Raw genomic sequence first — 21,179 nt, 5'->3', positions numbered from 1 at the left:
AAACCCGTCACCGTTCCTGCGTGCCTTCTGACCTAGCCTGGTGACAGATCTGCCATGAACACTCACTTTTCCTGCGTCGGTTGCGGTAAATGCTGCACCGACCATCACGTGCCCCTGACACTCGACGAGGCCCGCCTGTGGGCGGCGGACGGCGGTAACGTCATCGTCCTGGTGGAAGGGTTCCTGGGTAATGGCCTGGGCCTGCCCCAGCAGCAACGCGAACATGCCGAGCGCCGTTCGGTGGTGGTGCCCAGCGGCAACACCGAGGCGTTTGTGGCGATCACCTTTGCCGCCTACAACGCCGGACGCTGCCGGAATCTTGACGAAGACAACCTGTGCCGCATCTATGAACGCCGGCCATTGGTGTGCCGCATCTACCCAATGGAGATCAACCCGCACATCCCGCTGAACCCTGCCGCCAAGGATTGCCCACCGGAATCCTGGGAACAGGGCCCTGCGCTGATCGTGGGCGGTGAGTTGATGGACCTGGAGCTGGCTGAGTTGATCCGCCGTTCACGTCAGGCCGATCGCGATGACGTGCAGACCAAGGAAACGGTGTGCGCCTTGCTGGGCATACGGACCACGGCGCTCAAGGGGGATGGGTTTACCGCTTACCTGCCGGACATGGGCGCATTTGGCCAGGCGATTGAGTCCGCAGCGAATCAGCCACCCGTGGCCAGCGAGTGGGTGTTCCATGTGTCGGGCCTGGACATCGCCGAACAGGTGCTGGACGCCGGCGCGCGGGTTGCGACTGAGGTGCCGGCCAACTATGCGTTTATTTCGTTGCGGGCGGCTTAGGCTGTTCCTGCCTCATCGCGGGCAAGCCCGACTCCCACAGCAGACTGCGTGCCCCTGTGGGAGACGGGCTTGCCCGCGATAGCGATGGCGCTTTCACCACGAGGGCGTTGATTTGCGTGACGCACTGGCTGGGGCTGGCACCTCCAGTGCGACGCCAGCATGCTGGGCCTGTTGGACGCTCACGGTGCATTCAGCCGGTAAGGCGCAAGAATCCGCTGATACTCGCCGTTGTGCATAAGGTGTTCGAGGGCGCGATTAAGCTCAGTACGCAACGCCGTGTCGGTATTGCGCAGTGCAATCGCCACGCCCTCGCCCAGCAGTTCGGCAGACACGGCAGGGCCCAGAAAGTCGAAATCCGCACCAGCGACCGTGTCGAGCAGGGCGTTGCGGATTTCCACAGTGCCCTGCAGAGTGGCGTCAATATCGCCTGCCACCAGGCTGCGCACCAATTCGTCGTTGAGCCAGAAGCTCTTGATGATCACGCCGTTGCGCGCCCATTGCGACCGGGCAAAGGCTTCGCGATTACTGCCCAACAATACGCCAACGCGCTTGCCCTTGAGCGACGCTGTCGTTGGCATCAGGCCTGAGGTTCGATGCGCGACCAGGCGCGTGGTGAAGGGGTAGAGGATATCGCTGAAGCTCACCCAGCGCCGCCGCTTGGGGGTGGGCGCGATCCCCATGATTGCATCGAATTGGCGGGCATCAAGGCCTTCGAAGTTCTCGACCAACACCTGGTCGACCCAGGTGCAGCGCGCATTCAACTGCTGGCACAAAGCATTGCCCAGCTCGATATTCAGACCGACCAACTGCCCTTTAGGGTTACGGCTCTGGAAGGGGGGGAATTGCGCGGCAACGGCGAAGCGGATTTCGCGTCGCGGTTGATCAATGCCAGCAACGGCATCCACCGCGAGCAACAGGGCAAGCGCTACACAGAGCTGTATCAGGGCCACAGGAAACATCCTTTTCCGGAAAGAGCGCCGTCTGTTCAGCCTCGGTAAAAAGTCGAGGCAGAACAGAAGCGGTGCAAGCTTTCAAGAAACGATCGCGGGCCTACAAGCGGAAATTTCAGCGGGCGCTGTAGGTAGCATCCTGCAATGCGTGTTGCAGATTATTCCTAACGTTTACCCATCGAACGACGAGTACCCGGCGGCGCCATGCCTGGGGTCTTGGTGTGGCCGTTCTTGGCACCGTTTTTGTACCAGGGCTGGGCGTCACTCTTGCTGCCGCCCAGTTCACCCGGTTTGAAGGGAAACTTGAACGCCGGGATCTCGGCTTTTTCAACGCCGTCGGCGTTGGCCGAATCGACGAGTTCGGCCGCTTCAACAGAGGGGGGTGTCGGGGATTTCATGAAAGCTCCGGGGCATGCAGAAAATGATGTAGCCCCAAGTGAAGGGCCACATAGATAGGAAGTATACCTGTGCGACTCAGATCTTTGACCAACGTCGTACGAATGGTCAGGAGTTAACTGACGCAGCTGTCAGATAGCGGTCACTTTACTGACTGGGTCAGCAGGCTATAAATACTCCCACCTACCTCAACCCCTGCCTTGGCGCCTTACAGCATGCACATTAAAAGAAAAACTGTATTGACCGTAGGAGTCCTCGCAATTCTGGCTGTCGCGGCCTGGGCGCTGACCCGACCTGCCAAGCCCAAACTGGTTGTCTCCACCGCCGTGCCGGTAAGGGTCGTGAAGGTGGTGGAGCAGGACTTGCCGCGCTACGTGACCGGAATCGGCTCGGTGCTGTCGTTGCACAGCGTGATCATTCGCCCGCAAATCGACGGCATCCTCACTCGATTGCTGGTCAAGGAGGGGCAACGGGTCAAGGCTGGTGATCTGCTGGCGAGCATCGATGACCGCTCGATCCGTGCCAGCCTCGACCAGGCCAAGGCACAACTGGGCGAAAGCCAGGCGCAACTGCACGTGGCGCAGGTCAACCTCAAGCGCTACAAGGAGCTGAGCATTGATGATGGCATCTCCAAGCAGACCTACGACCAGCAACAAGCGCTGGTCAACCAGCTGAAAGCCACGTTACAGGGTAATCAGGCCGCCATCGACGCGGCCCAGGTGCAACTGTCTTACACGCAGATTCGCTCGCCCGTCACCGGCCGCGTCGGTATCCGTAGTGTGGATGAAGGCAACTTCCTGCGCATGAGCGATGCCCAAGGGCTGTTCTCGGTCACCCAGATCGACCCGATTGGCATAGAATTCTCCCTGCCACAGCAGATGTTACCGACGTTGCAGGGCCTGATCGCAGCCGCTTATCCCGCCCGCGTGGACGCCTACCTGGGTGCCGATACCGAAGGCGACAACGCCGACCTGCTGGGCCAGGGCCGCTTGAGTCTGATCGACAACCAGATCAGCAGTACCACCGGCACCCTCCGCGCCAAGGCCGAATTCAGCAACAGCACACAGAAACTCTGGCCGGGCCAACTGGTGACGATCAAGATCCAGACCGCCCTCGACCGCAACGCCCTGGCGGTTCCGCCAAGCGTGGTGCAGCGCGGCCTGGACTCGCACTTTGTGTACCGCGTCAACGGTGACAAGGTTGAAATCGTGCCGGTGCAAGTGGTGTATCAGGACAGTGAACGCAACATTCTCAAGGGCATCCAGGCGGGCGATGTGCTGGTCAGCGATGGTCAGTCGCGGCTCAAGACGGGCGCCAAGATAGAGGTTCTCAAAGAACCACCCCAAGTGATCCAGACCGCTGACGTCAAGGTGCAGCCATGATGACATCCCGGGGCTCGATTTCCGCCTGGTGTATCGACCGCCCGGTCGCCACCCTGCTGCTCACCTTCGCCCTGGTGCTGCTCGGGCTGATTGCCTTTCCAAAATTACCCATCGCCCCACTGCCACAGGCTGAATTTCCCACCATTCAGGTGACCGCACAGTTACCAGGTGCCAGCCCCGACACCATGGCATCGTCGATTGCGACCCCGCTGGAAGTGCAGTTCAGCGCAATCCCTGGCATGACTCAGATGACCTCCAGCAGTGCCTTGGGCTCCACTCTGCTGACCCTGCAATTCACCCTCGATAAAAGCATCGATACCGCTGCGCAGGAAGTCCAGGCAGCTATCAATACCGCTGCCGGCAAACTGCCGAGCGATATGCCGAGTCTGCCGACCTGGCGCAAGGTAAACCCGGCGGACAGTCCGATTCTGATCGTCAGCGTCAGCTCCCACGACATGTCCGGCACTGAACTGAGTGATTTGGTCGAAACGTTGTTGGCGCGTCAGATCAGCCAGATCGACGGCGTAGGCGAGATCAACATCACCGGCCAGCAGCGCCCGGCGATTCGCGTGCAGGCTTCTCCCGATAAGCTCGCCGCCATCGGCCTGACCTTGGCCGACATCCGCCTGGCGATCCAGCAATCCAGCCTCAACCTGGCCAAAGGGGCGCTGTACGGCAAGAACAGCGTCTCGACCCTGGCAACCAACGATCAGCTATTTCACCCGAGTGAATACGGCGACTTGATCGTCTCCTACAAGGATGGCGCACCTGTTCAACTGCGCGACGTCGCCAAAGTCGTCAGCGGATCGGAAAACGCCTACGTACAGGCGTGGGCCGTCGACACGCCTGGCGTTAACCTGGTAATTACCCGCCAGCCCGGCGCCAACATCGTCGAGACCGTGGAGCGCATCCAGGCCGAATTACCACGACTGGAGGCCATGTTGCCGGCATCGGTGCAGGCCAGCGTGCTGATGGACCGTACCACCACCATCCGTGCCTCGCTGCACGAAGTGGAAATGACCTTGTTGATCGCCGTATTGCTGGTGGTCGGGGTGATGGCGATTTTCCTGCGCCAATGGTCGGCAACCATCATTGTCTCCAGCGTGCTGGGCGTATCGTTGATCGCGAGTTTTGCCCTGATGTACGTGCTGGGCTTCAGCCTGAACAACCTGACCCTGGTAGCCATCGTGGTGGCCGTAGGCTTTGTAGTGGACGATGCGATTGTGGTGGTGGAGAACATCCATCGCCATCTTGAGACCGGCATGGACAAGCGCGAGGCGGCGATCAAGGGGGCCAGTGAAATTGGCTTTACCGTGGTGTCTATCAGCGTGTCCCTGGTGGCAGCGTTTATTCCGCTGCTGTTCATGGGCGGCGTAGTCGGCAGGCTGTTCAAGGAGTTTGCCTTGACCGCCACGTCGACCATTCTGATTTCTGTCGTGGTGTCCCTGACGCTGGCGCCGACCCTGGCGGCATTGTTCATGAATGCACCAAACCACCGCGCGCATGACAAACCCGGCTTTGGTGAAAGACTGCTGGCAGCCTACGAAAGAACCTTGCGTCGCGCCCTGGCCCACCAGCGCACCATGGCTGGCATCTTCATGCTGACCTTGGCCCTGGCCGTGGCTGGCTATGTGTTTATTCCCAAGGGTTTCTTTCCGGTGCAGGACACCGGTTTTATCCTCGGCACCAGCGAGGCGGCGGCGGACGCGTCTTACCCGGACATGGTCGCCAAGCACAAGGCGCTGGCGCAAATCATGAAAAAAGATCCGGCTGTGCGAGCGTTCTCCCACTCCGTCGGTGTAACCGGTAGAACCCAGACCATCGCCAACGGGCGCTTCTGGATTTCCCTTGTACCCCGGGGTGATCGGGATGTGTCCGCCAGCCAATTTATCGACCGCATCCGACCTCAGCTGGCCAAGGTGCCTGGCATCGTGTTGTACCTGCGCGCAGGCCAGGACATCAACCTCAGCTCTGGCCCACGCCGTAGTCAATATCAGTACGTGCTCAAAAGTAACGACGGCGCGACGCTGAATACCTGGACCCAACGTCTGACCGAAAAACTGCGTTCCATTCCGGCGTTCCGCGACATATCCAATGACCTGCAACTGGGCGGCAGCATCACCCACATCACCATCGATCGCCGCGCTGCAGCACGGTTCGGGCTCACCGCCACCGACGTCGACCAAGCGCTGTATGACGCCTTCGGCCAACGCCAGGTCAATGAGTTCCAAACCGAGGTCAACCAATACCAAGTGGTACTGGAGTTGGACACCCAACAGCGCGGCAAGGCCGAAAGCCTGAATTACTTCTACCTGCGTTCGCCGCTGACCAATGAAATGGTGCCGCTGTCGGCATTGGCCCGCGTCGAAGCGCCCACTGTTGGGCCGCTTTCCATCAGCCACCACGGCATGTTCCCGGCCGCCAACCTGTCGTTCAACCTGGCGCCCGGTATTGCGTTGGGTGATGCGGTGATTCTGCTCAACCAGGCGAAAAACGAGATCGGCATGCCGGCTTCGATCATTGGCAGTTTCCAGGGTGCGGCGCAGGCGTTCCAGAGTTCGCTGGCCAGCCAGCCGTGGCTGATCCTTGCGGCATTGGTGGCGGTCTATATCATTCTCGGCGTGCTGTATGAGAGCTTCGTGCACCCGCTGACGATCATCTCGACGTTGCCCTCGGCAGGCCTGGGTGCGCTGGTCATGCTGTGGTTGTTGGGCCAGGATTTCTCGATCATGGCGCTGATCGGCCTGGTGCTGTTGATCGGCATCGTCAAGAAGAACGGTATCCTGCTGATCGATTTCGCCCTGGACGCCCAGCGCACACGTGGGCTGTCACCGCAGGATGCGATCTTCGAAGCCTGCATCACACGGTTCCGACCGATCATCATGACGTCCTTGGCCGCGCTGCTCGGCGCCCTGCCGCTGATGCTCGGTTATGGCGCCGGTGCGGAACTGCGCCAGCCGCTGGGCATCTCAGTGGTCGGCGGGCTGCTGGTCAGCCAGGCGCTGACGCTGTTCACCACGCCGGTCATCTACTTGTACCTTGAGAAGTTTTTCCACAAGCCCAAACCAACACCTGAGTTGGCGACCACACATTGAGGCTGGGCCCCCACCCTAGAGCAAAAGGCTCATGTGCGTCCTGATTATTGAAGGCGAAGAAAAAACCGCGGACTACCTGCACCACGGCCTGATAGAACAGGGCTAGACCGTCGATGTGGCCCGCGAAGGCGTCGAGGGTTTGCACCTGGCGCGGAGAATGACTACGCCGTGATCGTGCTCGATGTGATGCTGCCAGGCCTCGATGGCTTTGGTTATTGCGTACGTTGCGTGCGCGCAAACAAACGCGGGTGATCATGCTCACCGCCCGCAAGCGCGTGCAAGATCGCATTCATGGCCTGCGCGAAGGCGCTGACGATTACCTCGGCAAGCCGTTCTCTTTCCTGGAGCTGGTGGCACGCTTGCAAGCCTTGACCCGCCGCAGCGGTGATCATGAGCCGGTGCAGGTAACCGTTGCCGACCTGTGGATCGACCTGATCAGCCGCATTGCAGAAATGGTCTGAGACATCAATTTCGACAGCGGCGCCAACGCCGCGGAAGTGGCGATCAAGCGCCTACGCGTCAAACTCGATGGGCCGTTCGACACCAAGCTGCTGCACACCATTCGTGGCATGAGGTATGTGCTGGAGAGTCGCAGTGTCAGCTAACTCCATTGCCCTCCCACAGTTTGTTCGATGTACACCAGACGAAGATATCAGGCAGCCCGACTGTTGCAGTTTGGGCAACAGTCATTATCTTGTTACACTCTGTATCGTACCGCTCGCCTGCGTTAATTTGACGCATCGATGAGCGCGACGGCAAAGGCAGCTTGCGCTTACCCGAATTTCCCTCGACTTATTTCCAGGGCTCTACACTGGGAATCTGTCTTAAAGCCGCTGACTTCAGCGGCTTTTTTTTGCCATAAAAAAGGCCAGGCACACCCCCACGACATTGGCCGTTCCAGATTGACCAAAGGAGCTCCACCGGTGAAGAACTCGCTGACGTTCACCCCGTTATTCCTCGCGATTGCAGCAACGATTGCCCCTCTTGCCCATGCGGCAGACACTCCCCCTGCCGATGGCTTTGTCGAAGGTTCCAGCCTCACGCTAAACGCCCGCAATTACTACATGAACCGCGACCGGCGCGACATCCACACCGATGACAGCAAAGAATGGGGCCAGGGTTTCATCGGCACTTTTGAATCCGGCTACACTCAGGGCACTCTCGGCTTCGGCCTGGACGCTCACGCCATGCTTGGCCTCAAGCTCGACGGCGGTGGCGGCACTGATGGCTCCAGCATCCTTCCCTACGGCAGTGGCAACGGCAAGGCACCCGGCTCGTTTTCCACAGCCGGTGGCACCTTGAAAATGCGTGTGTTCGATACCGAGCTGAAAGCCGGCGACCTGTTTCTGAATAACCCGGTGATCGCCGGCGGCATGACGCGCATGCTGCCACAGACCTTCCGCGGCGTGAGCCTGGCCAACCACAGCCTGGATGGCTGGATGTTCGAAGGTGGTCAGGCCAGCTTCACCAAGCTTTATAACCAGAGCGGCCACCGGCGCATCGGCACCAGCTACGGCGCTCTGCCGAACAACGCGGACAGCCAGCACATGAACTGGGCAGGCATGTCGTTCAGCGGCATCGATGGGCTGACCAGCAACCTCTACGCCTCAGAACTCAAGGACGTGTGGAACCAGTACTACTACGACCTGGACTACACCTATGTGGTGAACGAGATGATCAGTCTCAACCCCGGCCTGCACTACTATCACACCCAGGACACCGGGCAGTCGCTACTGGGAGATATTGATAACAATACTTACAGCCTGCATTTCACCGTGAACGCGGGCCATCACAGCGTCACCGCCGCCTACCAGCGAGTCAATGGCAACACGCCGTTCGACTACATTGCCCAGGGCGATAGTGTGTACCTGGACAACTCACAGCAATACTCCGACTTCAACGGCCCCAACGAACGCTCGTGGAAGCTCAGGTACGCCTATGACTTCGGCGGCCTGGGCCTACCCGGCCTGAGCACGGCCGTGTCCTATATCAGCGGCAAGACCGACCTGACCAAGGTCGATCCGCAAAGCCGTGGCTACAGCGCCTGGTACAGCGCTGACGGTAAGAACGCCAAGCACTGGGAACGGGATATCGATGTGAAGTACGTGGTACAAGGCGGCAAGGCCAAGGACTTGGCATTGCGCCTGCAATGGGCGGTCAACCGGGGCAGCAACGGTTACTCAGCGGTGGATCGGGATGTGGATGAATATCGGGTGATCGTCGACTATCCGATCAACGTGTTCTGACACTCTCATTTCTTTCGCGGCGATTATTTGATTTTCATCGGGTAGGGCTAAACTGCCAGTATCTTCCCTGCTGAAGCCTGCGCGATGAGCCAACGCCGCACTCGTACCCTGCCTGCGCGCCCGGAGCTGTTACTGATTCTGGGCAGCGGTTTCACCGTGACCTTGATTGTGATCATTGTCGCGGCGCTGTTGATTCGTGAACACGCCAGCACCTTGCAGGCCGCTCAACGCTCGACGAGCAACATCACACAACTGATCAACGCCGACGTGTTGCGTAACGTCGAACTCTATGACTTTGCCTTGCAGGGATTGATCACTGCCAGGCAGCATCAGGACTTGTCCCAGGCATCGGCGGCCATCCAGCACCTGGTGCAGTTTGATCAATCCATCGCCGCGCCTTTCAAAGGCGAGGTCCTGCTGCTGGACGCCAATGGTTCAGTGATCGCAGACTCGTCGACACTCACGCCGACACCGCGTAATTTCGCCAACCGTGACTATTTCCTGGCACACAAAAACGCTGAGCAAACGGAGTTGTATATCAGTCGTCCATTCCACATCCACTGTCACTGCGACCAAGTGTGGCGCATTGCATTCAGCCGGCGCGTATCAGGCCCCAATGGCGAGTTTGCCGGCGTAGCGGTAGCGACCATGCGCCTGGCTTATTTCGACCAACTGTTCAGTCGCCTGACGATCGGCAACGGCAGCTCGGTCAACCTGCTCAACAACCGCGGCATTCTGTTAGCCCAGCAACCACTGCTGGAGCGCGACATGATTGACAAGGACCTGAGCGATCGTCCGAACTTCAAACGCATGCTCGATGAAGGCAGCGGGAGTTTTCAGGCCATCTCGACCATCACCGGCAAGGAGCGCCTGTATACGTTCACTAATGTCGGGGCATTGCCGCTGATCGTGGTGGTGGCGCTGTCCAGCCAAGACGTGCTGGCGCCATGGAAGCGCGCCGCGCTGCTCACCAGTGGGGCCACCGGCATCCTGTGTATTGGCGTGTTATGGCTGACCTGGATGCTGCGCCGGGAACTGCGGCGCCGTTATCGCGCTGAACGTGTACTGTCAGAACTGGCAGCCACCGATGCCCTGACCGGCCTGGCCAACCGCCGCATCCTCGACGAACGCCTGCGCCTGGAATGGGAGCGCGCCCAGCGCTCGGCCGAGCCACTGACGGTGCTGATGATTGACGTAGACCACTTCAAAGCCTTCAACGACCGCCACGGCCATCACGGTGGGGACGAAGCGTTGCGCACCGTGGCCCAAGTGATCGTCAGCAACATCCGTCGCCCTGGCGACCTGGCCGCGCGCTATGGTGGAGAAGAGTTTGCAGTGGTGCTGCCGCATACCGATGCCAAGGGCGCCAGGGTGATTGCCGAGCACATCCGCAGCAGCATCGAGCATTTGCCACGGGTGGCAGGGGATGAGCGGCCGATTACCGTGAGTATCGGCGTGAGCACTTGGGACAAGCGCAGTCACATGTCGCTGGAGGCGTTGTTGTTGAGTGCGGATCGGGCGCTGTATGAGGCCAAGCACAGTGGGCGCAATAGAATTGTGGATGCTGCATCACTGCGAGATGTGTGAGCCCGGTCAATGTGGGAGCTGGCTCGCCTGGGATGCAGACGACTCGTTACTGCAGGCACAATGAGGTGATCCCACCGCAGCCCCGCTGGGGCTCGACAGCCCCACATTCGAGTTGCTTTGCTCTCAGAAACAGCGCACATAAAAAAGGCCACCCGAAGGCAGCCTTTCAAAACTAAAGAAAGAGAGTTGTTACTTACACCGCCGCGACGGGACGCATGTAAGAGATCGGTGCGGTGCTGGCATCTTCGAAGGTCACAACTTCCCAAGCATCTGTCTGCTCAATCAACTTGCGCAGCAACTGGTTGTTAAGGGCATGGCCCGACTTGAAGCCTTTGAACTCGCCTATCAGGCTATTGCCCAACAGGTAGAGGTCACCGATTGCATCGAGGATCTTGTGCTTCACAAATTCGTCTTCGTAGCGAAGGCCGTCTTCGTTCAGTACACCATCCGCGTCGACCACAATGGCGTTTTCAACGCTGCCGCCGAGTGCGAGGTTGTGCTTGCGCAGGTACTCGATGTCACTCATGAAACCAAAGGTACGGGCGCGGCTGACTTCTTTTACGAACGAAGTGCTGGAAAAATCCACGCTTGCACTTTGTGTGCGGTCACGGAATACCGGGTGATCGAAATCGATCTCAAAGCTCACTTTAAAGCCTTCGAACGGGACGAAGGTGGCGCGCTTGTCGCCGTCTTCTACTGTCACTTCCCGCAGAATGCGAATGAACTTCTTGGCTGCGTCCTGTTCTTCCAGGCCGGCAGATTGAATCAAGAATACGAAGGGTCCAGCGCTGCCATCCATGATCGGGACTTCGGACGCGGAGAGCTCGACGTAGGCGTTATCGATGCCCAGGCCAGCCATGGCCGAGAGCAAGTGCTCCACCGTGTCCACTTTGACGTCACCGTTGACCAATGTGGTCGACATCGTGGTTTCGCCAACGTTTTCCGCGCGAGCAGGAATCTGCACCACAGGGTCCAGGTCGGCACGAACAAACACGATGCCGGTGTCGACAGGTGCAGGTTTGAGGGTCAGGTATACCTTCTCCCCGGAGTGCAGACCTACACCTGTGGCACGGATAATATTCTTCAGGGTGCGTTGTTTAATCATGGCTTGGACCGCTTGAGCGCAAATTGCGAACTGGTATCAACAAAGGCTGGCGATAATAGCAGACCAGACCTTTGCTGAACACCAATCACCTTCATAGCCCTGATACATTCCATCAATCGGCCTGACGACGCAGGAATGCCGGGATGTCCAGATAGTCCAGATCATCTTGCGGATTCGGGCTACGGGACGCAGCAGCACCGGCCTGAGCCTGGTTGCGCATCACGGTCGGACGGTCCAGATCACGGTAGTTCACCGACGACAGTTCCTGGCGCGAAGGCGCTGGAGCAGCAGCCGCTTGGCTGGCGTGGCTGTTGTGGCTGGTATGAACGGTATTGTCGATCACCTTTACAGGCTTCTCGATTTTAGCGCCCAGGCCGGTCGCAACCACGGTCACGTGCAATTCATCACGCATGTCTGGATCGATAACGGTACCGACTTTGACCATCGCGTGCTCGGAAGCGAAGGCTTCGATGATGCTACCCACGTCGGAGTACTCACCCAGGGACAGGTCAGGACCGGCGGTGATGTTCACCAGGATGCCGCGTGCGCCTTGCAGGTTCACGTCTTCGAGCAACGGGTTGCGGATGGCCGCCTCAGTCGCTTCACGTGCACGGTTCGGACCGCTGGCGCAGCCAGTGCCCATCATCGCCATGCCCATTTCGCTCATGACAGTGCGTACGTCGGCAAAGTCGACGTTGATCATGCCTGGGCGCTTGATGATGTCGGAGATACCGCGAACGGCACCGGCCAGTACATCGTCAGCCTTGGCGAACGCGGACAGCAGGCTTGCGTCCTTGCCCAGGATGGTCAGCAGCTTCTCGTTGGGAATGGTGATCAACGAGTCGACGCTTTCAGACAGCAGACGGATGCCTTCGTCGGCGATCTGCATGCGCTTGCGACCTTCGAACGGGAACGGACGGGTGACGACAGCCACCGTCAGAATGCCCATTTCCTTGGCCACTTCGGCAATGATCGGCGCAGCACCGGTACCGGTACCGCCGCCCATGCCGGTGGTGATGAACACCATGTTGGTGCCTTGCAGCACTTCAGCAATACGCTCACGGTCTTCCAGCGCGGCTTGACGGCCGACTTCCGGATTGGCGCCAGCGCCGAGGCCTTTGGTCACGGCTGTGCCCAATTGCAGGATGGTCCGCGCGCCGATGCTTTTCAGCGCCTGGGCATCAGTGTTGGCGCAGATGAATTCAACGCCTTCAATGTTGCTCTTGACCATATGGTTCACAGCGTTACCGCCGCCACCGCCGACACCGATCACTTTGATGACCGGGCTAGCGGGGATGTTGTCTACGAGTTCGAACATGTTCCCTCTCCTTTCATTTTCTCTAGTTTTTTCGCCTACTGCTTTACATCAGCTACAAGTTGCAAGCTATTAGCTGCAAGCTTGAAGCGTGTTACTTGAAGCTTGTAACTTGCCGCTTGAAGCTACTTCTTTAGAAGTTGCCCTTGACCCATGCCTGCAAACGCTCGAACAACGGCGCTTTCGCCTCGTCGTCGCTGCGGTAACTGTCACGGTTGCTCGGGCCCGACAAGGAAATGCCGTCGGCCTGCTTTTGCAGCCCGTACAACAGCAAGCCCACACCGGTGGAATAAATCGGGTTGCGTACCACGTCGCCCAGGCCTTTGACGCCATGGGGCAAGCCCAGGCGGACGGGCATGTGGAAGATTTCCTCGGCCAGCTCGACCGCGCCTTCCATCTTCGAAGTACCACCGGTCAGCACGATGCCGGCCGGGATCAAATCTTCGTAGCCGCTGCGACGCAGTTCAGCCTGGATCAGGGTGAACAGCTCGTCGTAGCGCGGCTCGACCACTTCGGCCAGGGCCTGACGCGACAATTCGCGCGGTGGACGGTCGCCCACGCTTGGCACTTTGATGGTCTCGCCGGCACCGGCCAGCTTGGCCAGGGCGCAGGCGTAGCGGATCTTGATTTCTTCGGCGTACTGGGTCGGTGTACGCAGCGCCATGGCGATGTCGTTGGTCACCTGGTCGCCGGCAATCGGGATCACGGCGGTGTGACGGATCGCACCCTCGGTGAAGATCGCGATGTCGGTGGTGCCGCCGCCGATGTCGACCAGGCATACGCCCAGTTCTTTTTCATCGTCGGTCAGTACCGAGTAGGCCGAGGCCAGTTGCTCGAGAATGATGTCGTCGATTTCCAGGCCACAGCGGCGCACGCATTTCTCAATGTTTTGTGCAGCGTTGACGGCGCAGGTCACCACGTGGACCTTGGCTTCCAGGCGCACGCCCGACATGCCCAGAGGCTCACGAACGCCTTCCTGGTTATCGATCACGTAGTCCTGCGGCAGGGTGTGCAGCACACGCTGGTCAGCCGGGATCGCCACGGCCTGGGCAGCGTCGAGTACACGCTCAAGGTCAGCCGAGCTGACTTCGCGGTCGCGGATCGCCACGATGCCGTGGGAGTTCAGGCTGCGGATATGGTTGCCCGCCACGCCGACAAACGCCGAATGGATCCGGCAACCGGCCATCAGTTGCGCTTCTTCGATAGCGCGCTGGATCGATTGCACGGTGGACTCGATGTTCACCACCACGCCCTTCTTCAGGCCACGGGACGGATGCGTGCCAATACCGACGATTTCGATCGTGCCGTCTTCCCCAACCTCGCCCACCAGCGCCACCACTTTGGAGGTGCCGATATCGAGACCGACGATCATTTTGCCGCTTTGCACGTTTGCCATGGGTCCTGCCTCTTCTTAATTCTTCGCGACAGCGGGTTGCGCTGCCGTGGGCGCAGCCGGTTCACGCCAGCCGACGGCAAGGCCGTTGGCGTAACGCAGGTCGACGCTCGCAATGTTCGTAATCTGTTCTTTCAAGGTCTTGTCATAGATGACAATGAAGCGGCGCATCTTTTCCACCAAGCGGTCGCGTCCCAGCAACAACTGGATGCCCGGGCCGGAACTGCCAGCCCCGGTCGTCAAAAACCAGCTGCCCCGTTCACGCAGCTCCAGGCGTGCAATGGAGAAGCCCAGTGGCCGCAGCATCTGGCTCAAGACCTGGTACTGCTGCATCACTTGCTGCTGCGCCCGCTGTGGCCCGAACAACTGCGGCAGGTGCTCGTAGTTGGCCAGCTCACGCGGGGTGAACGCCTGGCCCTGGTTGTTCAACAGCGCTTCATCGCCCCAACGGGCCACGGGCAGTTGTTCTTCCAGGCGGATCGTTACCTGGTCCGGCCATACACGGCGGACTTCGGCGTGGGCGATCCACGGCATCTGTTCCAGCTCCGCGCGCATACCGGCCAGGTCGATGGTAAAGAAGCTCGCCGCCAGGTACGGGCCGATGCGCTGCTGTACCGCTTGCTGGCTGATGTAGCTCAAGTCGCCCTGCACACTGATCTTGGTGATCGGCCGGTCGGCGTACGGCAGTAGACGCTGTGCGCCCTCGTAAGTGCCAAAACCCAACACCACCAGCAGCACCGGCCAGAACAGCGCCTTGAGGAAACCAAAATTGGCTTTCGGCAGGCGCGCCGACATCGGCTCTTTAGCCACCATTCGGCTGGCACCCCGAGGCACCGGCTTGCGGTTCGGTGCTTGTGCGGGCTGATGACGAAGCGATGCGCCTTTCATGTCTTAGCCTCTGGGCTCAATGCTTGCCGCGAGGATCGCCAGCACCAACTGCTGAAAATCCAGACCGGCTGCGCGAGCGGCCATGGGCACCAGGCTGTGATCGGTCATGCCCGGAGCGGTGTTGACTTCAAGGAACCAGAAATTCCCTTGGTCATCCTGCATCACGTCTGCCCGCGCCCAACCGGCGATACCCAGCGCCTCACAGGCTTTCGCCGTGAGGTCCATCAATTCCTGTTCTTTGGTTGCATCAAGGCCGCACGGGATCCGGTACTGGGTATCGGAAGCCACGTACTTGGCGTCGTAGTCGTAAAAGGTGTGGGGCGTGCCCAATGCGATGGGCGGCAATACCTGGCCACGCAGGGTGGCGATGGTGTACTCGGGACCCTGGATCCACTGTTCAACCAATACTTGCGAATCGTAGGTGCTTGCCGCTTTCCATGCGTCGATCAATTCGGCGGCCGAGTTCACTTTGGCCATGCCGATACTGGAGCCTTCATGGGCTGGTTTGACGATCAAAGGCAGGCCCAGTTCCTTGGCTGCAGAAATACAATCGTCTTCGCTGCACAGCACGCTGTGACGCGGGGTCGGAATGCCCAGGCTGTGCCACACCTGCTTGGTGCGCAGCTTATCCATGGCCAATGCCGACGCGAGGATGCCGCTGCCGGTATAAGGAATGCCAGCGCACTCCAGCAGGCCTTGCATACTGCCGTCTTCACCGCCACGGCCGTGCAGGATGATGAAGGCGCGGTCAATTTTCTCGGCCTGCAGGCGGGCGAGGAAGTCGTCGCCTACGTCGATACCAAACGCGTTCACACCAGCGCTTTGCAGGGCTTCAAGCACGGCGTTGCCGGACTTGAGCGACACGTCGCGTTCAGCGCTTTTGCCGCCGAACAGCACCGCCACGCGACCGAAGTCGGCAGGCGTGACAGTGGAGAACAGGGAGCCGTAGTCAGTGGTCATTTCGACCTCCCCTTCGCGGCCGCAAACAGCGGGCTCGCCAACAATTTCGGGGCAAGGCCGCCAATGTCACCGGCCCCCTGGCACAGCAGAATGTCGCCGGCACGCAGCAGTGGCTTGACGATAGGGGCCAGGTCCACACCGCGCTCTATGTAGATCGGGTCCAACTGGCCACGCTGACGGATGCTGTTACACAGCTTGCGGCTGTCGGCACCCGGAATCGGTTCTTCACCGGCCGGGTAGACTTCCATCAACAACAGCACGTTGGCATCGGCCAATACATTGACGAAATCGTCGTACAAATCCCGGGTACGGCTGTAACGGTGCGGCTGGTAGACCATCACCAGGCGGCGCTCCGGCCAGCCACCACGCACGGCCTTGATCACGGCGGCCACTTCGGTGGGGTGGTGACCATAGTCGTCCACCAGCATCACGTCGCCGCCTTCTACCGGCAGTTGGCCGTAGACCTGGAAGCGACGGCCCACGCCGGCAAAGCGCGACAGACCTTCGACGATGGCTTCATCGCTGACGCCCTCGTCACTCGCAATGCAGATAGTCGCCAGCGAGTTCAAGACGTTGTGGTTGCCCGGCATGTTCACCGAGACATCCAGCGGTTCACGGTCCGGGCGCAGCACGGTGAAATAGGTCTGCATGCCTTCCTGGCGCACATTGATCGCGCGCACGTCGGCGTCTTCGCTGAAGCCGTAGGTCACGGTTGGGCGCTTGACCGATGGGAGGATTTCACGCACCACCGGGTCGTCCAGGCACACCACGGCCAGACCGTAGAACGGCAGGTTGTGCAGGAACTCGACGAAGGTTTTCTTCAACTTGTTGAAGTCGCCGTCGTACGTCGCCATGTGGTCTTCGTCGATGTTGGTGACGACGGCGACCATCGGCTGCAGGTGCAGGAAGCTCGCATCACTTTCATCGGCTTCGGCGATCAAGTAACGGCTGGTGCCGAGCTGGGCATTGGTGCCGGCTGCATTCAGGCGGCCGCCGATCACGAACGTTGGGTCCAGGCCACCGGCCGCGAACACCGAGGCGATCAGGCTGGTCGTGGTGGTTTTGCCATGGGTACCCGCAACGGCAATGCCGTGGCGATAGCGCATCAGCTCGGCAAGCATCTCGGCGCGTGGCACCACGGGAATACGGCGCTCAAGGGCCGTGGCCACCTCCGGGTTGGAGGTGTTCACAGCGCTGGACACTACCAGCACGTCGGCTTCGGCGGCGTTCTCGGAACGGTGGCCGATGAAGATCTGCGCGCCAAAGGTTTTCAGGCGCTCGGTGACCGGCGACTCTTTCAAGTCAGAGCCGGACACCTGGTAGCCCAGGTTCAGCAGTACTTCGGCGATACCGCACATACCCACGCCGCCGATACCGACGAAGTGGATGCGACGGATGCGGCGCATTTCCGGTTGCGGCATGGCTTTCTGATTCTCAACCATGAGCCACCTCCAGGCAGATATCGACCACGGTGCGGGTTGCGTCAGGTTTGGCCAGGCGGCTTGCGGTGCTCGCCATGCTATTGAGTCGTTCCGGTTGCATCAAAACCTCGGTCAGGCGTGCGGCCAAATCGGCGGCGCCAGTCGTTCTTTGCGGCAGCAGGAAGGCAGCGCCCTCCCCGGCCAAATATTCGGCGTTGCGGGTCTGGTGATCGTCAATCGCGTGGGGCAGAGGCACCAGCAAGGACGGCAGACCGGCGGCGGCCAGTTCACTGACGGTCAGCGCACCAGCGCGACAAACCACCAGGTCGGCCCAGCCATAGGCTTGGGCCATGTCTTTGATGAAGGGCTGTACGTTCGCCTCTACACCGGCTTCGCGGTAGCGCGTCGCGGTGCCTTCATCGTGATGCTTGCCGGCCTGATGGAAGACCTCCGGGCGCACTTCCACAGGGAGTTGCGCCACGGCTTCCGGCAGCAGTTTGTTCAGCGGCTCGGCGCCGAGGCTTCCACCCAGGATCAGCAGGTGCGCCTTGCGCCCGGCCAATGCTTCGCGAGCGATGTCCATAAACAGTTCAGTGCGCACCGGGTTGCCGGTGGTGCGGCGCTTGTCCGATGCTGCAAACGTATTCGGGAACGCTTCACACACCCGTGCAGCCAAGGGCACCAGCAGGCGGTTGGCAGTACCGGCGACGGCGTTCTGTTCGTGCACGATCACCGGCACGCCGGCAAGCTTGGCGGCGACGCCACCCGGGCCGGTCACGTAACCGCCAAAGCCGAGCACGCACACCGGTTTCAATTCGCGAATGACCTTGCGCGCTTGCCATACCGCCTTGAGCAACACAAACGGCGCCTTGAGCAAGGACAGTTTGCCTTTGCCACGCAGGCCGGTGACGTTGATCAGGTGCAGGGGCAAGCCGGCATTGGGTACCAATTCGTTTTCGATGCCACGCGGTGTTCCCAACCAGTGCACGGTGAAACCACGGTTCTGAAATTCGCGCGCGCAGGCCAGGGCCGGGAACACATGGCCCCCGGTGCCGCCCGCCATGATCAGCACGTTAGCGCCCATGGGTCGGCTCCTCGGCGAAGTCACTTTCGCTGAACTCCATCTCCTCGCTGCCCAAGTGGGTTCGACTCTCCCACTCGATACGCAACAACAAGCCCAGACAGATGCAGCAAATCACCAACGAACTGCCGCCGTAGCTGAGGAACGGCAGGGTCAGGCCCTTGGTCGGCAGCCGACCGATATTCACCCCGACGTTAATCAGGAATTGGCCGATCCATAGGAAAGCCAACCCATACGCAACGTAGGCGGCAAAGTACTGCTTGGCTTTCTCTGCCCACAGGCCTATGTACATGGCGCGCACACAGACAAATACAAACAGCGCAACAGTGCACAGCGAACCCACTACACCAAGCTCTTCCGCCAGTACCGAGAACACGAAGTCGGTGTGGGCTTCCGGCAGGTAAAACTGTTTCTGCACACTGTTCCCCAAGCCCACGCCAAACCACCCGCCGCGGCCAAAGGCGATCAGCGCCTGGGTCAACTGGTAACCCGCGCCAAACTGATCGGACCATGGATCGGTAAAGGTAATCAGGCGGGCCATCCGATAGGGTTGCGCCAGGACCAGAAGGTAGACCGCGACCACCGCCAGCACGACCATCAAGGCGAAGCGTACGAGCCCGACGCCACCGAGGAATAGCATCGCCGCCGCCGCGCCCATCATGACGACGGTGGCACCGAAGTCAGGCTCCATCAGCAACAGGCCGGCCATAGGCAGCAGCACGATGAATGGCTTGAAGAAACCCATCCAGCTTTCGCGCACTTCTTTCTGGCGCCGCACCAGGTAGCCGGCGAGGTAGATCACCACGAATACCTTGGCGATTTCCGAAGGCTGCACGTTGAATGCACCGAAGCCGATCCAGCGCATCGAACCGTTCACCTCGCGGCCGATGCCGGGCAGGATCACCATGACCAGCAAGCCAAACGCACCGATCAGCATCAGCCAACCCAGGCGTTGCCAGGTAGCGATCGGGATCATCATGGTTACGACGCAGGCACCGAGGCCGATCACCAGGTACACCAAGTGACGGATCATCATGTACAGGGTGTTGCCCGACTGCACGGCGGCCACTTCGGAGGACGCCGACGTGATCATCACCAGGCCCAGGCCAAGCAGGGCCAGGCAACCGGCGAGCATTGGGAAATCCAGGTCGATACCGCGCCCGGTAATAATCGGCGACGGGTACGGCTTGATGATGTTTCTGAAGTCGATACTCATGCCAAGGCCTCCACGGCGCGGGCGAACAGCTGGCCGCGCTCTTCGTAGTTCTTGAACATGTCGAAACTGGCGCATGCCGGCGACAGCAGGACCGCATCGCCGGGCTGGGCAAGGGCTTTGCACTGGGCGATGGCGTCGTCCAGGGACGTGGCGCGTATGTGTTGCACGCCTTCGCCCAACGTAGCAGCGATCAAGTCAGCATCGCGCCCCATCAGCACCACGGCACGGCAATGTGCAGCGACCGGACCTTTAAGGTCCTTGAAGTCGGCACCTTTGCCGTCACCGCCAGCGATCAGCACCAGCTTGCCTTCGATATCGGCACCAAGGCCCTCGATGGCAGCCAGCGCCGCACCGACGTTGGTGGCCTTGGAATCGTTGTAATAGCTCACGCCATCCAGGTCGCGGACCCACTGGCAGCGATGCTCAAGACCGCCGAAGGTGCGCAGGGCCGATAACATAGCGTCGAACGGCAGGCCCACGGCATGGCCGAGCGCCAAGGCCGCCAGGGCGTTGGACTGGTTATGTGCGCCACGGATTTTCAGCTCGCGCACCGGCATCAGGTTCTGGAATTCGAAGGCCAGGTATTTCTCGCCGTTCTCTTCGCGAATGCCGAAGGTTTTGAAATCCGGCTTGCCGAGGCCGAAGGTCCAGCACGGCAGGCCCTCGCCCATCAGCGGGCGGCTCAATGCATCTTGGCGATTGACCACCACTTGCCTGGCGCCACGGAAGATCCGGTGCTTGGCCAGATGGTACGCAGGCAGGCCGCTATAGCGGTCCATGTGATCTTCGCTGACGTTCAATACGGTGGCGACTTCAGCACCGAGGTCGTGAGTCGTTTCCAGCTGGAAGCTCGACAACTCCATCACGTAAAGCTCGACGTCGTCGCTCAGCAGTTCCAGCGCCGGCGTGCCGAGGTTGCCGCCCACGGCCACGCGCTTGCCGGCCGCCGCCGCCATCTCGCCAACCAGAGTGGTCACGGTGCTTTTCGCGTTCGAGCCGCTGATGGCGATGATCGGTGCCTTCGCGTTACGTGCGAACAGATCAATGTCGCCGGACAGCTTGACGCCCCGCGCTGCTGCGGCTTGCAGGGCCGGTGTCGCGATTGCCAGGCCGGGGCTCACGTAGAGCTCGTCGGCACGGCACAGAAACTCGACATCCAACTCGCCACAACGCACTTCCACGTGCGGGTAGTCACGGCGCAGCGTGACCAGCTCCGGTGGATTTTCCCGCGTGTCGGCCACGGCAAACGACGTGCCCCGGTTCGCCAGGAAGCGAACCAGGGACATGCCGCTCTTGCCGAGGCCGACAACGATACGGAAGTGGTCTGAAGCGATCAGGGACACTCG

Annotated in this window: 16 protein-coding genes and 1 pseudogene; 6 read left to right on the top strand and 11 right to left on the bottom strand. The window is 60.3% G+C overall.

Features of this window, described 5'->3' with window-relative positions; all coding sequences use genetic code 11:
- Nucleotides 1-54 precede the first annotated feature (54 nt).
- A complete protein-coding gene (locus tag AACY44_RS04930; RefSeq protein ID WP_339417616.1) occupies nucleotides 55-798 on the top strand; it encodes a YkgJ family cysteine cluster protein in 744 nt (247 codons plus the stop codon).
- 179 nt (nucleotides 799-977) lie between these two features.
- Here AACY44_RS04930 and AACY44_RS04925 read toward each other — a convergent pair whose 3' ends face one another.
- Both AACY44_RS04925 and AACY44_RS04920 read right to left on the bottom strand, forming a co-directional pair.
- A complete protein-coding gene (locus AACY44_RS04925) occupies nucleotides 978-1,748 on the bottom strand; it encodes a transporter substrate-binding domain-containing protein (protein ID WP_339493665.1) in 771 nt (256 codons plus the stop codon).
- Nucleotides 1,749-1,912: 164 nt separating this feature from the next.
- Nucleotides 1,913-2,146 (bottom strand): hypothetical protein, encoded by a 234-nt coding sequence (locus AACY44_RS04920; protein ID WP_339417613.1) that lies wholly within the window; start codon nucleotides 2,144-2,146, stop codon nucleotides 1,913-1,915.
- 213 nt (nucleotides 2,147-2,359) lie between these two features.
- Between AACY44_RS04920 and AACY44_RS04915 the strand changes: the two genes are divergently transcribed.
- From AACY44_RS04915 to AACY44_RS04895, 5 genes and pseudogenes are all read left to right on the top strand, one after another.
- Nucleotides 2,360-3,526: an efflux RND transporter periplasmic adaptor subunit gene (locus AACY44_RS04915; protein ID WP_339417612.1), complete on the top strand. Its 1,167-nt coding sequence runs from the start codon at nucleotides 2,360-2,362 to the stop codon at nucleotides 3,524-3,526.
- A complete protein-coding gene (locus tag AACY44_RS04910; protein ID WP_339529913.1) occupies nucleotides 3,526-6,621 on the top strand; it encodes a multidrug efflux RND transporter permease subunit in 3,096 nt (1,031 codons plus the stop codon). The genes AACY44_RS04915 and AACY44_RS04910 overlap by 1 nt, the downstream gene beginning before the upstream one ends.
- A gap of 31 nt (nucleotides 6,622-6,652) precedes the next feature.
- Nucleotides 6,653-7,226 (top strand): annotated as a pseudogene (locus AACY44_RS04905) (response regulator).
- 318 nt (nucleotides 7,227-7,544) lie between these two features.
- Nucleotides 7,545-8,867, top strand: a complete 1,323-nt coding sequence (locus AACY44_RS04900) for an OprD family porin (protein WP_339417611.1) — start codon at nucleotides 7,545-7,547, stop codon at nucleotides 8,865-8,867.
- 84 nt (nucleotides 8,868-8,951) lie between these two features.
- Nucleotides 8,952-10,454 carry a GGDEF domain-containing protein gene (locus AACY44_RS04895; protein WP_339417609.1) on the top strand — a complete coding sequence of 501 codons (1,503 nt, stop codon included), beginning with the start codon at nucleotides 8,952-8,954 and terminating at the stop codon, nucleotides 10,452-10,454.
- A gap of 193 nt (nucleotides 10,455-10,647) precedes the next feature.
- On the opposite strand, the gene lpxC is transcribed toward AACY44_RS04895, so the two are convergent.
- The 9 genes from lpxC to murD form a co-directional block, all read right to left on the bottom strand.
- Entirely contained in the window at nucleotides 10,648-11,559 is a 912-nt protein-coding gene (gene lpxC, locus AACY44_RS04890) for a UDP-3-O-acyl-N-acetylglucosamine deacetylase (RefSeq protein WP_003171886.1), read from the bottom strand.
- Nucleotides 11,560-11,671: 112 nt separating this feature from the next.
- On the bottom strand, nucleotides 11,672-12,877 hold the full coding sequence (gene ftsZ, locus AACY44_RS04885) for a cell division protein FtsZ (RefSeq protein WP_339529870.1): 1,206 nt from the start codon (nucleotides 12,875-12,877) through the stop codon (nucleotides 11,672-11,674).
- A gap of 130 nt (nucleotides 12,878-13,007) precedes the next feature.
- Nucleotides 13,008-14,270 (bottom strand): cell division protein FtsA, encoded by a 1,263-nt coding sequence (gene ftsA / locus AACY44_RS04880; RefSeq protein ID WP_339417589.1) that lies wholly within the window; start codon nucleotides 14,268-14,270, stop codon nucleotides 13,008-13,010.
- 15 nt (nucleotides 14,271-14,285) lie between these two features.
- A complete protein-coding gene (locus tag AACY44_RS04875; RefSeq protein WP_339417587.1) occupies nucleotides 14,286-15,155 on the bottom strand; it encodes a cell division protein FtsQ/DivIB in 870 nt (289 codons plus the stop codon).
- A 3-nt stretch (nucleotides 15,156-15,158) separates the two neighbouring features.
- Nucleotides 15,159-16,115 (bottom strand): D-alanine--D-alanine ligase, encoded by a 957-nt coding sequence (locus tag AACY44_RS04870; RefSeq protein ID WP_339417585.1) that lies wholly within the window; start codon nucleotides 16,113-16,115, stop codon nucleotides 15,159-15,161.
- Nucleotides 16,112-17,557 (bottom strand): UDP-N-acetylmuramate--L-alanine ligase, encoded by a 1,446-nt coding sequence (gene murC / locus AACY44_RS04865; RefSeq protein WP_339417584.1) that lies wholly within the window; start codon nucleotides 17,555-17,557, stop codon nucleotides 16,112-16,114. The genes AACY44_RS04870 and murC overlap by 4 nt, the downstream gene beginning before the upstream one ends.
- Nucleotides 17,550-18,620, bottom strand: coding sequence for an undecaprenyldiphospho-muramoylpentapeptide beta-N-acetylglucosaminyltransferase (gene murG, locus AACY44_RS04860; protein ID WP_339417583.1), 1,071 nt, complete (start codon nucleotides 18,618-18,620; stop codon nucleotides 17,550-17,552). Before murG ends, murC begins: the two co-directional genes overlap by 8 nt.
- Entirely contained in the window at nucleotides 18,610-19,833 is a 1,224-nt protein-coding gene (ftsW, locus tag AACY44_RS04855; protein WP_339417582.1) for a putative lipid II flippase FtsW, read from the bottom strand. The genes murG and ftsW overlap by 11 nt, the downstream gene beginning before the upstream one ends.
- On the bottom strand, nucleotides 19,830-21,176 hold the full coding sequence (murD, locus tag AACY44_RS04850; RefSeq protein WP_339417581.1) for a UDP-N-acetylmuramoyl-L-alanine--D-glutamate ligase: 1,347 nt from the start codon (nucleotides 21,174-21,176) through the stop codon (nucleotides 19,830-19,832). The genes ftsW and murD overlap by 4 nt, the downstream gene beginning before the upstream one ends.
- Nucleotides 21,177-21,179 lie beyond the last annotated feature (3 nt).

It is taken from the genome of Pseudomonas sp. RA_15y_Pfl1_P11 (assembly GCF_963970975.1).
GTDB lineage: Bacteria > Pseudomonadota > Gammaproteobacteria > Pseudomonadales > Pseudomonadaceae > Aquipseudomonas > Aquipseudomonas tritici.
The sequence above is the reverse complement of the archived record's forward strand: the minus strand, read 5'-3'. Positions and strand labels throughout refer to the sequence as shown.